Below are 14,471 nucleotides of genomic sequence, written 5' to 3'. Positions count from 1 at the left end.
CCCATTCCGTCGCGGCTGGCGGCGCTGATACAGCTCAACACCGGCATGCGCATTTCAGAGCCCGTGCTGGCACGCCTGGATGACTTGGTGCTGGACCATGAGATTCCACACCTCTGGGTGCGCAAAAACAGCCTGACCGACCGCAAAACCCAAGCCAGCATCCGCTGTGTGCCGCTGCTGGGCGTGTCGCTGGAGGCGGCCCAAGAACTGCACCGCCGGGCGGTCAGGCAAAAAAGTGAGTGGTTGATGCCGCAATACGCATCAGAGATTGGCAACACCTCGTGCGCCGCTACTCTGAACAAGTTCATGCGGCACCTGGACTTCAGAACACACATGTTCAGACATGCCTTCATTGACCGGCTTAAGGCGTGCGGCGATGTGCCCGTACCCATTGCCGAAGCCATCACAGGCCACGGACGCAACGCTTCTGAATTTGCCCGGTATGGCTCGGTGGGCTACTCGCTTGAGCAGAAAAAGGCGGTGATTGAGCGGATTTTGGTTTGAGCGGTGGGTTGGGATCTTTGCGGCTGGTTGAAGTTTTGGGGTAAGGTGATAAGCTTAAAACCAAGTTAACTGCTTCAACAGGGCTCCAGTTACATTATGTAACTTTGGCTCAATTACACGAAATATTACACGCCCTCTAAAAAACACCATAAGTCATTGATTTATATGGGTATTTAATGAGCCTGGTTTTCTGTTAATCCGTAGGTCCCTGGTTCGAGCCCAGGTCGAGGAGCCACCATCCAACAAAACAGCCCACGTCCAACGTGGGCTTTTTTGTGTCCGATTCGCACGCATTTCATCCAGTGCATCGGCATTTATCACCCGGCACGCAAAAGGCTGCAGGGCCGGCACTGGTCAGCGCTGTCACCTGAGCAGCACATCCGCAGGCACAAGACTGCTTATATTCAAGCCTTGTTCGCCCCGAGCGCCACCTCACTGAGCCCGGCGCGCCCCTACTTTCCTGAATTGGACACTGCCATGAACACCCTCCTCAACGGCCAAATTGCTTGGATCACCGGCGGAGGCAGCGGCATCGGACTGGCGGGCGCAATCGAGCTGGTCAAGGCCGGGGTCCATGTGGTCATTTCAGGTCGCAACGCCGCCACCAACGCCAGCGCGCTGGCCACGCTGCAGGGCTTGGGCAGCGCAGAAGCTTTGCTGCTGGATGTCGCCGACAAACATGCCGTCAAAGCAGCAGCGCAGCAGATCTTGGACAAACACGGTCGCATCGACATTCTGGTGACCAGCGCTGGCACCAATGCCACGCAGCGCAATTTCGACGTGGTCACCCCCGAGGCTTGGGACGATGTCGTGGCCATCAATTTGTCAGGTTTGTTTTATTGCGTGCACGCGGTCTTGCCTGCCATGCGCCAGCAACAAGGCGGCTTGATCATCAACGTGTCGTCTTGGGCAGGGCTTTACGCATCCAAGCTCACCGGCCCGGCTTACAACGCCACCAAACGCGCCGTGCTGGCCCTGAGCGAGTCCATCAACATGGAAGAGTGCGCACACGGCATCCGCGCCACCTCGCTTTTGCCTGGCGAAGTGGCCACGCCCATTTTGGACAAGCGGCCCGTGCCGCCCTCTGCCGAGCAGCGCGATCGCATGGTGCAGGCCGAAGACATGGGCCAAGCCATTTTGTTTTTAGCGCAAATGCCTGCCCGCACCTGCATCAATGAATTGATCATCTCCCCCACCTTCAACCGCTTTTACATGGGCGGGCTGGAGACGCCTGCCAAGCGCTGAGCCCGACGGCATCTCACCCAGCCCATGAGCCAGCTTTTCAGCGACAGCGCCCGGCACCGCCGCATCGGCATTGCGCTGGTGAAGGTCACCACCTTGATGTTTGCCACGCTCGACGCTTCGGCCAAGTGGCTGGTGCTCACCCTGCCCGTGATGCAGGTGGTGTGGATGCGCTTTCTCACCCACTCGCTGTTTTCAATTGCGGTGTTTGCGCCCTCGCTCAAAGGCGATTTGCTGCGCTGGCGGCACCCGCGTTTGCAGCTGCTGCGCGGCTTGATGCTGGCGTCCATGACCGCGCTGAACTTCTGGGCCTTGCAGTATTTGCAGCTGGCCGAGACCGGGGCCATGCAGTTTTCCGTGCCGATTTTGATTGCCCTGCTGTCCGCTTGGTGGCTGGGTGAGCGGCTGGACGCCAAGCGTTGGCTGGCGATTGCGGTGGGCTTTGCGGGCGTGCTGGTCATCATCCGCCCCGGCAGCCAAGGCTTTCACCCGGCCATCTTGTTGTCGGCGCTCAACGCCATTTTGTATGCGCTCTTCAACATGATGACGCGCTATCTGGCCAGCAGCGAAAACCCGGCCACCACGCAACTGACCTCGGCGGTGGTGGCGACCTTGGTGCTCACCCCTGTGGCGTTGTGGCAATGGCAAAACCCGGCCACGCTGCTGGAGTGGTTTGTGATGGCGCTGGCCGGTTTGTGCGGCGGCATTGGCCACTACTTTGTGGCCGTGGCGCACCGCTATGCGTCGGCGGCAGTGCTGGGTCCGTTTTTGTACCAGCAAATCATTTACATGACCGTGTTGGGATGGCTGGTCTTTGGCCGAGTGCCTGACTTGGCCGTGGTGCTCGGGGCCTTGGTGGTGGTGGCCAGCGGCCTGTATTTGTTGTGGCGCGAGTTTCAAGGCAGCCACCCTGATTGACCCACTGAGCGCCGGATTCACCCGGACCATGATTCGACCGCAAATGCTGAAATTTTTGGCGTTTTCGCCTTGTAGGCCGATGGCTTTAGCCCCAACATGACGCTGATGCAAAACCATGCACATCGGACCTGAAGGTACCGACCGACAACACGCGTCGCTTTTCAAGACATCACAGGACAAGATCACGGGGGCGGCCTGGCTTGCGAATCAAAGTCAGCTCGGTGACACAAAAGCAGCCACCCAGCGCACAAGATGGCACGCACGCGTTTTGCGCTTGGGCAGCCACCAAAGGAGTCAGACATGTCTTCATCCCCCCGCTGGAAACAGCGCCCACCGGGCTCGAACTGGAGCGACTTCGGGCCCGACGACCAATGCGGCCGCATGAACCTTTTGACGCCCGACAAAGTGCTGCAAGGCATACAAGAGGTGCGCACGGGGCAGACTTTCAACCTGAGCTTGCCGCTGGATTTTCCGGGGGGCAATGTGCTCAACCCCCGGCGTCAGCCGCCGGTGCTGCGCCCCACCTTGCGCGGCGACAAACCCAATATGAACTACCAGCTGTGGTGTGACGACCCGGTTTGCACCGATGTGGTGTGCGACGACTTGGTGATCATGCATTTGCAGTACAGCACCCAGTGGGACAGCTTGGCGCATGTGGGCTCGATGTTCGACGCCAACGGCGACGGCGTGCCCGAGCCGGTGTATTACAACGGCTTTCGCGCCGGCACCGATGTGGTGGGGCCCAGCGGCAGCGAAGGCGCGGGGATTTTTGGTTTTCCGGAGATTGCCCGCGAATCCACCTCTTCGGCCAAAGCCTTGGGCATCGAGAAGATGTCTGAGCGCTGCGTGCAAGGCCGCGCGGTCATGATCGACCTGCATGCCCACCTGGGCCGCGAGCGGGTGCGGGTGGGTTATGACTTGCTGATGGACATCCTGAAAAAAGACCAAGTGGTGATAGAGCCCGGCGACATGGTGTGCCTGCACACAGGCTTTGCGCAGCTGCTGCTGGAGATGAACAAACAGCCCGACCCGCATGCGGTGGAAAACTCGTGTGCCGTGCTCGAAGGGCGCGACGAGCGGCTGCTGCAGTGGATCACCGATTCGGGCCTTGTGGCGCTGATCGCCGACAACTACGCAGTTGAAGGCTTGCCCGCCTCGCCACGACCCGGCAGCTGCGCGGCTTTGCCCTTGCACGAGCATTGCCTGTTCAAACTGGGCGTGCATCTGGGCGAAATCTGGCACCTCACCCCTTTGGCCGACTGGCTGCGCCAGAACGGCCGAGGCCGTTTTTTGCTCACCGCCCCGCCCCTGCGCCTGCCTGGGGCCATTGGCTCACCGGCCACGCCCATCGCCACGGTGTGAGACGCTCAAGCGCCGCAACCCCTAGGCTGCAGCTGAGCCCATGAAATGGCTCAGCCAACCGCATCCGACCATCGAACAGCCCCAATTAAGCTGACAATTGGGACTGGTTTGATAAACAAACGCATGGAACGGACGCATGAATTTGCAATTGCTTGATTTTGACTGCAGCGAGGATGCCGAGGGCGTGGTCTGCTGGGATGCGCTGGCGCAACCTGCCCCCCAACACAACACGGCTTTGTTAGAAGAGGTCGCGCAGGTGCTGCGCTGGGCACACGGCTTTGACCACGAGGGCCCTGGCCCCCTTGAAAACGGTGCCAACTGGGATTTTGACCTGCAGGTCACGCTGCTGCGCGAAGGCAGCAAACCCCAGGTGGCCACACCCCGCTTCGTGCCAAGCACCGGACAACTGAGCCTTTTGCCCCAGCCGATCGGCTCGCAAAGTCTCTCGCTGAGCCTGACTTTGATTGGCACGCCTGGTTTTGTGCAGGCATTTCGCAGCCACTTCGAGCAGGCATGAACACCCCGCAGGCTTCGGACGCACGGGCGCTGCCCAGCTTCAGGGCGGCGATCAAATTCTGGTTCTGGTTGGGCTGCATGAGCTTTGGTGGACCCGCAGGACAGATCGCCTTGATGCACGAAGAACTGGTGGTGCGCCGCCGCTGGCTTTCAGAAAAGCGCTACCTGCATGCGCTGCAATACTGCATGCTGCTGCCCGGTCCCGAAGCCCAGCAACTGGCCACCTACTCCGGCTGGCTGATGCACGGCACACGCGGCGGGCTGGCGGCGGGGGCCTTGTTTGTCTTGCCTTCTTTGCTGCTGCTGATCGTGCTGAGCTGGGCCTACACCGCCTGGGGAACCCACCCTTGGGGACAAGCCTTGCTGTGGGGCCTGAAGCCCGCCGTGACTGCTCTGGTGTTGCAAGCCGCACACCGCCTGGCGCTGCGCACCTTGAGAGCCCGTTGGCTGTGGGTCGTGGCGATTTTGTCATTGCTGGGCATGGTGTGGCAGGTCCCGTTTCCGGTCATCTTGGCCTGCGCTGCGGGCGTGGGCTTTTACCTGACGCGTCAAAGCCCTGCGGATGTGGCCAGCCCACAGCCCCCCGACGAATTGGAAGACGCCCACCTGCCGCCTGAGCACACGCGTTACAGCCATCTTCGCCTGCTGCGTGCGCTGGGCTTGGGGCTGGGTCTGTGGGCACTGAGTTTGGGCCTGATGGCCTTGGGCTTGGGCACGGGGCACACGCTCACGCAGATGGGTGGTTTTTTCACGCAAGCGGCTTTGCTCACTTTTGGCGGCGCGTATGCGGTGCTGCCTTTTGTGACACAAGCGGCAGTGGCGCAGTATGGCTGGCTGAGCGCCGCGCAAATGATGGATGGACTGGCCCTGGGCGAAAGCACGCCGGGCCCCCTGATCATGGTGGTGGCCTTTATGGGTTTTCTGGGCGGCCACAGCCAAGCGCTGCTGGGAAACCCCTTGCTGGGCGGCATCGCTGCGGCCTGTGTGGTGACTTGGTTCACGTTCTTGCCCTCATTCGTGTTCATTCTGGCGGGGGGGCCGCTGGTCGAGTCGACCCGGCATTTGCCTTCTCTGGCGGGGCCTTTGCAAGGCATCACGGCGGCCGTGATTGGCGTGATCGTGCACCTGGCAGGCACGTTTGCGCGCCAAACCTGGCTGCCCGGGGGCTGGCACATGCTGCCCGATGTGGGTGCCCTGCTGCTCACCCTGCTGGCGGTCTGGCTGCTGGTTCGCCAGCAGCTCAGTGTGTTTCGGCTGCTGGGTTTGTGCACGGTGATCGGCCTGGTGTGGCAGCTGGTTTTTTGAGGTGCACACCAAACGGGGCGGCCACCGCCGGTGACAGAAAAGGCCGCGTCGACACCGTTGCAGGGCGAGCATGGGCTGCGGTCTGTGCGTTAATGCACCCCAGAACTCCCCACCGCCATGACCGAAGAATTCCAGATCCACATCCCGCCATCGTTCATGGCGCTTTACATTCCCCCCGGAAAAATCAAACCCACATTGGGCCAACGCGAGATGGCTCAGCGCTACGAGCTGTGCGAAGACCTGGCCAACCTGTTGACCGAAAAAGCCGCCAACATGCAGTTCACCCTGGGCATCACCGAAGACCTGGTGCTGCAGCAATGCGAGCTTGGGCTGCTGGCGGAGCCCTCGGTGGTCATCCCCAGCGAAGCCCGCTGGGTGGTGTGCCGCTTGGCCGAGCTGCTCAACTGGCCTATGGACCAACTGCTGCAAAGCCCTGCACCACAAGACCCGTCAATTTGATTCTGCTGTCGCTCTGACAGCTTGAAATCGGCCACTTCAAAGCCCTTCATCCCGCGCTTGGTCTTGATCAGCGGGGGCGTGCGGCCAAACAAAACGCGGTTTTTGAGCCAGGGGCTGGCAAACGGCCCCCGATGCTTTGGCCATTGCTCTGGACGCCAATGCTAGGACATCCCTAGGCGTTCCTCACGCCAAAGCCGTCTGGTTATTTCACCTCAAGCAAGGGTAATTACCAAGATCAAAAACACCCTCAGACAAGCACAATATGATTATCAATAATAACCTTTTTGACCGATCGGTCATGTCTTTCAAGCGACGCCCCCATGACAAATTTGAATCAGCCCATCCTTGACCGCGCCCTGGCCAACGGCATCGCCCTAGAGATGCAGGGCGATGTGGCCGTGGTGCGTTTGTGCCGTCCAGCCAAACGAAACGCCCTCAACGACGGCTTGATTGAAGCCTTGCGCGATGTCTTTCAGAACTTGCCGGCCGAAGCCCGTGCCGCCGTCATCCACGGCGAAGGCGATCACTTTTGCGCCGGGCTGGATTTGTCAGAGCTCAAGGAGCGTGACGCCAGTGAAGGCATTTTCCATTCGCGTGGCTGGCATGTGGCCTTGAACGCGGTCGAGCAAGGCCGGGTGCCTGTGGTGGCCGCCTTGCACGGCGCGGTGGTGGGCGGTGGCCTGGAGTTGGCGTCTGCGGCACACATCCGCGTGGCCGATGAAAGCACTTTTTACGCGCTGCCCGAAGGCACACGCGGTATTTTTGTGGGTGGCGGCGGCTCGGTGCGCGTGCCCAAGCTGATCGGCGCCGCCCGCATGACCGACATGATGCTCACCGGCCGCGTCTACAACGCCGTAGATGGCGAGCGTGTGGGCTTGGCCCAATACCTGGTGCCCAACGGCGGTGCCTTGGCCAAGGCCATAGAGCTGGCCAGCCGCATCGCCACCAACGCCCCCATGACCAACTTCGCCCTGACCCACGCCCTGCCCCGCATCGCCGAGCAGCCGGCAGACCACGGGCTGTTCACCGAAGCCTTGGTCGCCTCCATCGCCCAAGCCGCCCCAGAAGCCAAAGCCCGCGTGCGCGCCTTCTTGGAAGGCAAGGCCGCCAAAGTCCAAAAAGCCGACTGAACCGGCTGGAGGAGACAAAAAATGACCGCCCCCCAATTTCGTCCCCTGAAGTTCGGTGTCACCCGTGTCACCGTGCACGATGGTGCACCCGGCACGCGCTACCTTAAAGCCGAGCAGCCTCTGCAGCCCTTTGCCGAACGCATGACCGACCGGCTGCAGCACTGGGCCCAAACCAAACCAGACCACAGCTTCATGGCGCGCCGCGTAAAGCAGGCAGACGGCACCCCAGGCGAGTGGCAGCACATCACGTATGCGCAAGCTTGGCAGACAGCGCGCTGCATTGCGCAAGGCTTGATCGACCGGGGCCTGAGCGCCGAGCGGCCCGTGGTCATCCTGAGCGAAAACAGCTTGGAACACGCACTGCTTTCATTGGGCGCCATGGTGGCGGGTGTGCCGTTTGTGCCCACCTCGCCGCCCTACTCGCTGGTGAGCGTGGACTACGACAAGCTCAAGCATGTGCTGCGCACCGTGACCCCCGGTCTGGTATTCGCCTCCGACGTCCGGTACGCCAAAGCGATTGCGGCCACGGTCAGTGACGACATGGAAGTGGTGATGTGTGAAGGCGGTGTGGATGGCCGCAAGGTGACCGCCTTTGAGAGCCTGTGCGCCACCCCCGCTACAGCGGCCGTGGACGCGGCCATGGCCGCCACCGGGCCCGACACCATCGTCAAATTTCTGTTCACCAGCGGCTCCACCAAGTTGCCCAAAGCGGTCATCAACACCCAGCGCCTGTGGTGTGCCAACCAGCAGCAAATGGCGCAGTCCATGCCCGTGCTGGCAGAGCAAGAACTGGTGCTGGTCGACTGGCTGCCATGGCACCACACCTTCGGCGGCAACCACAACGTGGGCATGACGATCTACCACGGCGGCACGCTGTACATCGACGACGGCAAGCCCACACCGGCACTGATTGGCGAGACGCTGCGCAACCTGCGCGAGATCGCGCCCACCGTTTACTTCAACGTGCCCACGGGTTTTGAGGCGATTGCCAACGCCATGAAAACCGATGACGCCTTGCGCCAAACCCTGTTGTCGCGGGTGCAAATGTTTTTCTACGCCGGTGCCGCGCTGGCCCAACCGATTTGGGACAGCCTGTACGAATCACAAGAGCGCGAAATCGGCGAGCGCATCGTCATGGGCACGGGCCTGGGGATGACCGAATCTGGGCCGTTTGGCATTTTTGTGACCAACCCCTTGGTGCAAGCCGGCGATTTGGGTGTGCCCACCCCCGGCCTGGAGCTCAAGCTGGTGGACACGCAAGGCAAAACCGAGGTGCGCTACCGGGGCCCCAACATCTCCCCCGGCTACTGGCGCAACCCGGAAGAAACCACGGGCGCATTCGATGAAGAAGGCTTCTTCAAAACCGGTGACGCGGTCAAATGGATCGACGAGACCGACGTGCACCTGGGCTTGAAATTTGATGGCCGCATCGCCGAAGACTTCAAGCTGGCCACCGGCACCTTTGTGAGCGTGGGGCCTTTGCGCGCCAAGATCATTGCCGCGGGCGCACCGTTCATCCAAGACGTGGTGCTGACCGGCATCAACCTCAAAGAAGTCGGGGCCATGGTGTTCCCGACACCGGCCGTGCGCGCGTTGAGCGGCCTGGCGGCCGATGCGCCGCTGGCCGACGTGCTGGCCAGCGCACCGGTGCAAGCCAAATTTCAGGCCATCGTCAACGCGCTGGCCCAAACCGCCACCGGCAGCGCCAGCCGCATCGCCCGCTTGTGCCTGCTGAGCGAGCCGCCCACCATCGACAAGGGCGAGATCACCGACAAGGGCTCGATCAACCAGCGCTCGGTGCTGGCCCACCGCGCGGGCACCGTGGCCGCGCTGCACGAAGGCACGCTGCCACACATCCTCCAACCTCAATGATGACAAAGCCTCGGATCGGCGCAGCTTTTAGGAACGGCCTATGGCCGCGATCCGCTCACACCGTCACACAAACATCAGCGACACCCAACCCCATCGCGGTCAGAGACCGCTCCCACAAAAAATCGAAAGAACAAACATGAGCTCCAAAGGATTTTTCAACGCGTTTGCCGATGTGTGGATGCACGAAGGCGTGCGCACGCCCATGGTCGATTACTGCGGCGCGTTGGGTCACATCTCGCCCACCGACTTGGGCATCAAGGCCGCACGCGAAGCTTTGAAGCGCGCAGGCATCGCCGCCAGCGAGATCGGCTCGGTCATCACCGGCAACATGGCCCCTGGCGACTTCGACCAGTTTGTGCTGCCGCGCCACATTGGCCTGTACGCAGGCGTCCCGCAAGAGGTGCCCGCCATCATGGTGCAGCGCATTTGCGGCACTGGCTTTGAGCTGTTTCGCCAAGCGGGCGAGCAGATCGAAGCGGGCGTTTGTGAGGCCGCGCTGGTGGTCGGCACCGAGAGCATGACGCGCAACCCGATTGCCGCCTTTGACCACCGCACCGGCTTCAAGCTCGGCGCACCCGTCGGCTTCAAGGACTTCATGTGGGAAGCCCTGAAAGACCCGGCCGCAGGCATCAACATGATCCAGACCGCCGAGAACCTCGCCAAAAAATACAGCATCACCCGCGAAGAGGTGGACCAGTTCGCCTCTGAATCTTTCGCCAAGGCCGTGGCCGCGCAACAAGCCGGTTTTCATGCGGGCGAGATCGTGCCGGTGGTCACTGAAAAATTTGAGCTCGAAGGTTACGTTTCCCGGGGCATCAAGCTGCAAGGCAAAGTGACGGAGGTCAGCGCCGACACGCACCCGCGCATCTCGCCAGCCGAGGTGCTGGGCAAGCTCCGGTCGGTGTACGAAGGCGGCGTGCAAACCGGTGGCAACAGCTCGGCTTTGGTCGATGCGGCGGCGGCTTGTGTGGTCACATCCGGCGAGTTCGCAAAGAAATTGGCCAAAGCCCAAGGCAAAAAACCCATTGCCCGCGTGGTCGCCGCTGCGGCCGTGGGCGTGCCGCCCGAAATCATGGGCATTGGTCCTGCGCCTGCGATCCGCTTGTTGCTGGAGCGCACGGGCCTGAAGCTGTCGGACATCGGACGCTTTGAGATCAACGAAGCGCAAGGCGCGCAAACGCTGGCTGTGGCGAAAGAGCTGGGTCTGGATGTGTCCAAGCTCAACGTCAACGGCGGTGCGATTGCGCTCGGCCACCCCCTGGCCGCCACCGGCGTACGCCTGACCATCACGCTGGCGCGTGAACTGCAGCGCTCGGGCTTGCGTTATGGCATCTCCAGCGCTTGTGTGGGCGGCGGGCAAGGCATTGCGCTGTTGATCGAAAACCCCGAAGCCGCATGACCCGAATTTGTAGGTCGGTGCCTTCAGGTCCGACATGGTCGCGGTCTGCGGGCATGTCGGACCTGAAGGCACCGACCTACCAAATACAAAACCCAAGAACCCGCAGGTTGATTTTGTAGGTCGGTGGCTTTAGCCCCGACACCCCACCGAAACGACGGACCCGAAGGTTCGACCTCTGACAAAAAGGAACTGACATGAACATCCAAGGACAAGCAGCATTGGTCACCGGCGGTGGCTCTGGTTTGGGCGAAGCCACAGCGCGCGAACTGGCCCGTCTGGGCGCCAAGGTCGCGGTGCTCGACCTGAACATGGCCAACGCAGAGCGCGTGGCAGCTGACATTGGCGGCGTTGCAGTGCACTGCAATGTGAGCGATGCAGACAGCATGCAGCATGCCATCGAGACAGCCGCCGCGGCTCACGGCCCCGCCCGCATCTTGATGCAGATCGCTGGCATTGGCACTGCCAAGCGCGTGGTCGGCAAGGACGGCAAGGCCGCACCGCTGGAGGAGTTTGCCAAGGTCATCAACGTGAACCTGATCGGCACCTACAACGCAGCGCGTTTGTTTGCCGAGGCCTGCAGCAAGCTCGACCCGATGGAAAAAGATGGTGAGACTGACGGTGCCCGTGGCGTGATGGTCTTCACCGCCTCGGTCGCAGCCTTCGACGGCCAGGTGGGCCAGCAGGCCTACAGCGCGTCCAAAGCGGGCGTGGTGGGCATGACGCTGCCCATGGCGCGCGACTTGGCGCAGCACGGCATCCGCGTGTGCACCATCGCGCCCGGCCTGTTCAAGACCCCTTTGTTGGCCAGCCTGCCAGAACCGGTGCAGCAATCATTGGCCGCCAGCATCCCCTTCCCCGCCCGCCTGGGCAAGCCCAGCGAATTTGCCGAACTGGCCTGCCACATCGTGCACAACGACCACCTGAACGGCGAAGTCATTCGCCTCGATGGCGCGTTGCGCATGGCCCCCCGCTGAAAGCCGAACATGAGCAAAACCGTTGTTTACGAAGTGCAAGTGGTGTTCGGCGACTGCGACCCCGCAGGCATTGTCTTCTTCCCCAATTTCTCCAAATGGATGGACGCTTCATCGCTGAACTTCTTCATGAAGTGCGGCATCTTGCCTTGGCGCGAACTGGTCAAGACGCGCGGCATCATCGGCACGCCGCTCTTGGAGATCAACACCAAGTTCATCCGCCCCGCCACCTATGGCGAAACCCTGCAGGTGCACACCAGCGTGCAGGAATGGCGTGAGAAAGTGTTTGTGCACAAGCATGTGGTCATGCGCGGCGATACCGTCCTGTGCGAAGGCACCGAAGTGCGCGCCTTTTGCATCAAGCACCCCGAAGACCCGGACCGCATCAAATCCATCCCTGTGCCTGAGGACATCAAGGCCCTGTGCAGCTGAAAGACTGAAAACCCCATGAACGCCTACCAACCCCGCACCGAAGAGATGCAGTTTTTGTTGTCCCGCGTTTTGAACGCGCCCGCCCAACTGCAAACCCTGCCCGCCTTTGCCGAGGTGGACGCCGAGCTGATGCAGCAAGTACTTCAGGAGGCTGGCAAGTTCGTGGGCGAAGTCATCGCCCCGCTCAACCGTGATGGCGACGAAACAGGTGCACAGTGGAAGGACGGCGCAGTCACCATGCCGCCGGGCTTCAAGGATGCGTACCAGTCCTTTTGGCAATCGGGCTGGCCCGCCCTGGCCGCCAGCACCGAAGACGGCGGTCAAGGCCTGCCCACCGTGCTCGAAGCCATGCTCTACGAAATGCTGAGCGCCGCCAACCACGGTTGGACCATGGCGCCGGGCTTGTTGCATGGCGCTTACGAGTGCATCAAACACCACGCCAGCGACGAACTCAAAGCGCACTATTTAGAGAAAGTGGCCACCGGCGAATGGCTTGCCACCATGTGCCTGACCGAGCCGCATGCCGGTTCTGACCTCGGCTTGGCCACAACCAAAGCCGTTCCCCTGCCCGATGGGCGGTACGCGGTCAGCGGCACCAAAATTTTCATCTCGGGCGGCGAGCACGACCTGAGCGACAACATCGTGCACTTGGTGCTGGCCCGCCTGCCCGATGCGCCGCCCGGCCCCAAAGGCCTGTCGCTGTTTCTCGTGCCCAAGTTCTACCCCGATGGCTCGCGCAGCCGTGTGCACTGCGACCGCATCGAAGAAAAGATGGGCCTGCACGGCAGCCCCACCTGCGTGATGCGTTTTGACGAAGCAGTCTCTTCAATAGTGGGCGAACCCGGCAAGGGCCTGAACGCGATGTTCGTGATGATGAACGCAGCTCGCCTGCATGTGGCTTTGCAAGGCATTGGCCTGCTGGACGCCGCTTGGCAAAAGGCCGACGCCTATTCACAAGAGCGCCGCCAGATGCGTGCGCCGGGCAAAGGCAAAAGCGCGGGCGAAGCGGATTTGATTGGTGAGCACCCGGCCATGCGCCGCATCTTGGACACGCAGCGCGCCTGGGTCGACGCCGGTCGTGTGCTGGCTTACCGCACCGCGCTCGAACTCGACCTGATCAAACACAGCCCCGATGCCAACACGCAAGCCGCCGCCCAGCGCTGGTGCGCGCTGGTCACACCGGTCATGAAATCGGTCTTCACCCACCAAGCCTTTCATGGCGGCAGTGACTGCCTGCAGGTGTTGGGCGGCCACGGTTATGTGCGTGAATGGGGCATTGAGCAAATCGTGCGTGACGCCCGCGTGGCCATGATTTACGAGGGCACCAACGAAATTCAGGCGATTGACCTGTTGGTGCGCAAAGTGTTGCCCGATGGTGGCGTGGCCATGAAAACCTTGCTCGACACGATCGCGACCGACCTGCCCAAAACGGCCAAAACCAGCACCTCGGCGCAAGCGCGCATCCAAACGCTGCGCGCCGTGACCGAACAAATCGTCAAGGCCGCCCCCCAAGACCCGGCGTTGGCCTACCGCGTGGCCGACGATTATTTGCGCGCCGTGGCGCTGGTGCTGATGGATTGGGCCTGGTTGCGCATCGAGGCGGGCGTGGACGCCCACACGCTCGACGCGGACCGCCGCTGGCGAGCCCCGGCCAAAGCCTTGCGCGACTGGGTGCTGCCCGAGTTTCAAATGCGCAGCTTCATCATCGTTCAGCAATGCGCGGCGGCGGCATAATCGCCTGCTTCATGCCAAGCCAGCCCCACCCATCTCCCCAAGTGCCCGCTGCGGCTCCACGCAAGCGCGTCAAGCTACCTCTGGCAAGCACCGACTTGGCCGCCATCGACCAAGTCGACACACGCTACCTGCAGACACTGATGGGTTACAACGCCCGTCGCGCCGCCCTGAGCATCATCGAACTGTTTTTGGAACGGCTGGCCCCTTATGGCCTCAAGCCTGTGGATTTTTCGGTCATGTCGACCATTCAGCACAACCCGGGCGTGACCTCGCGCCAGTTGTGCGCCACCCTCAACCTGCTGCCCCCCAACTTGGTGGGCCTGATCCAGTCGCTGGAGTCACGCGGGCTGATCGAGCGCAAGCCCCACCCGCACGACGGCAGAGCCGTGGGGCTGCACGCCACCCCCAAAGGCCATGACTTGATGGTGCAAGCCGAGCAAACGGCCACCGAGCTGGAAATCGAAAAAACCGCCAAGCTCACGCCAGCGCAGCGCAAAACGCTGCTGACGCTGCTGCAAAAAATTTACCTTTGACCGCATTCGGCCAACATGTCGATGCGCTGTTTTAAACACAGCTCTCGGCGCAGGTGTCGGCTTGAGCGTGGCACCCTCGCCCACCAATGCTTGC

Annotated in this window: 14 protein-coding genes; all 14 read left to right on the top strand. The window is 61.8% G+C overall.

Going from position 1 to position 14,471, the window contains the following annotated elements:
* The coding region (locus Q0341_RS01675; protein WP_299510107.1) for a tyrosine-type recombinase/integrase at positions 1–504 on the top strand (504 nt) is incomplete at its 5' end.
* A gap of 477 nt (positions 505–981) precedes the next feature.
* A complete protein-coding gene (locus Q0341_RS01670; RefSeq protein WP_299510106.1) occupies positions 982–1,749 on the top strand; it encodes an SDR family NAD(P)-dependent oxidoreductase in 768 nt (255 codons plus the stop codon).
* A gap of 24 nt (positions 1,750–1,773) precedes the next feature.
* On the top strand, positions 1,774–2,664 hold the full coding sequence (locus Q0341_RS01665) for a DMT family transporter (RefSeq protein ID WP_299510105.1): 891 nt from the start codon (positions 1,774–1,776) through the stop codon (positions 2,662–2,664).
* A 300-nt stretch (positions 2,665–2,964) separates the two neighbouring features.
* The gene (locus tag Q0341_RS01660) at positions 2,965–4,026 is read left to right on the top strand and encodes a cyclase family protein (RefSeq protein WP_299510104.1); all 1,062 of its coding nucleotides are present in this window, start codon (positions 2,965–2,967) and stop codon (positions 4,024–4,026) included.
* A gap of 136 nt (positions 4,027–4,162) precedes the next feature.
* Positions 4,163–4,543 carry a hypothetical protein gene (locus Q0341_RS01655; RefSeq protein WP_299510103.1) on the top strand — a complete coding sequence of 127 codons (381 nt, stop codon included), beginning with the start codon at positions 4,163–4,165 and terminating at the stop codon, positions 4,541–4,543.
* Positions 4,540–5,847 carry a chromate efflux transporter gene (chrA, locus tag Q0341_RS01650; protein ID WP_299510102.1) on the top strand — a complete coding sequence of 436 codons (1,308 nt, stop codon included), beginning with the start codon at positions 4,540–4,542 and terminating at the stop codon, positions 5,845–5,847. The genes Q0341_RS01655 and chrA overlap by 4 nt, the downstream gene beginning before the upstream one ends.
* Positions 5,848–5,964: 117 nt before the next feature.
* Complete coding sequence (locus Q0341_RS01645; RefSeq protein ID WP_299510101.1) at positions 5,965–6,306, top strand: ATPase with chaperone activity; 342 nt, start codon at positions 5,965–5,967, stop codon at positions 6,304–6,306.
* Positions 6,307–6,626: 320 nt separating this feature from the next.
* The gene (locus tag Q0341_RS01640) at positions 6,627–7,436 is read left to right on the top strand and encodes a crotonase/enoyl-CoA hydratase family protein (RefSeq protein WP_299510099.1); all 810 of its coding nucleotides are present in this window, start codon (positions 6,627–6,629) and stop codon (positions 7,434–7,436) included.
* Positions 7,437–7,457: 21 nt separating this feature from the next.
* Positions 7,458–9,308, top strand: coding sequence for a feruloyl-CoA synthase (locus tag Q0341_RS01635; protein ID WP_299510098.1), 1,851 nt, complete (start codon positions 7,458–7,460; stop codon positions 9,306–9,308).
* 136 nt (positions 9,309–9,444) lie between these two features.
* Entirely contained in the window at positions 9,445–10,707 is a 1,263-nt protein-coding gene (locus tag Q0341_RS01630) for a thiolase family protein (protein ID WP_299510097.1), read from the top strand.
* A gap of 194 nt (positions 10,708–10,901) precedes the next feature.
* Positions 10,902–11,681 (top strand): SDR family NAD(P)-dependent oxidoreductase, encoded by a 780-nt coding sequence (locus Q0341_RS01625; protein WP_299510096.1) that lies wholly within the window; start codon positions 10,902–10,904, stop codon positions 11,679–11,681.
* A 9-nt stretch (positions 11,682–11,690) separates the two neighbouring features.
* Positions 11,691–12,110, top strand: a complete 420-nt coding sequence (locus Q0341_RS01620) for an acyl-CoA thioesterase (RefSeq protein ID WP_299510095.1) — start codon at positions 11,691–11,693, stop codon at positions 12,108–12,110.
* A gap of 15 nt (positions 12,111–12,125) precedes the next feature.
* Complete coding sequence (locus Q0341_RS01615) at positions 12,126–13,844, top strand: acyl-CoA dehydrogenase family protein (protein ID WP_299510094.1); 1,719 nt, start codon at positions 12,126–12,128, stop codon at positions 13,842–13,844.
* A 140-nt stretch (positions 13,845–13,984) separates the two neighbouring features.
* Positions 13,985–14,377, top strand: coding sequence for a MarR family winged helix-turn-helix transcriptional regulator (locus Q0341_RS01610; protein WP_299510108.1), 393 nt, complete (start codon positions 13,985–13,987; stop codon positions 14,375–14,377).
* The last annotated feature ends 94 nt before the right edge of the window (positions 14,378–14,471 follow it).

Origin of the sequence: uncultured Limnohabitans sp. (assembly GCF_937889215.1) — a bacterium.
Classification (GTDB): Bacteria; Pseudomonadota; Gammaproteobacteria; order Burkholderiales; family Burkholderiaceae_C; genus Limnohabitans_A.
Note: the sequence above shows the minus strand (reverse complement) of the source record. Positions and strands in the feature narration are given on the sequence as shown.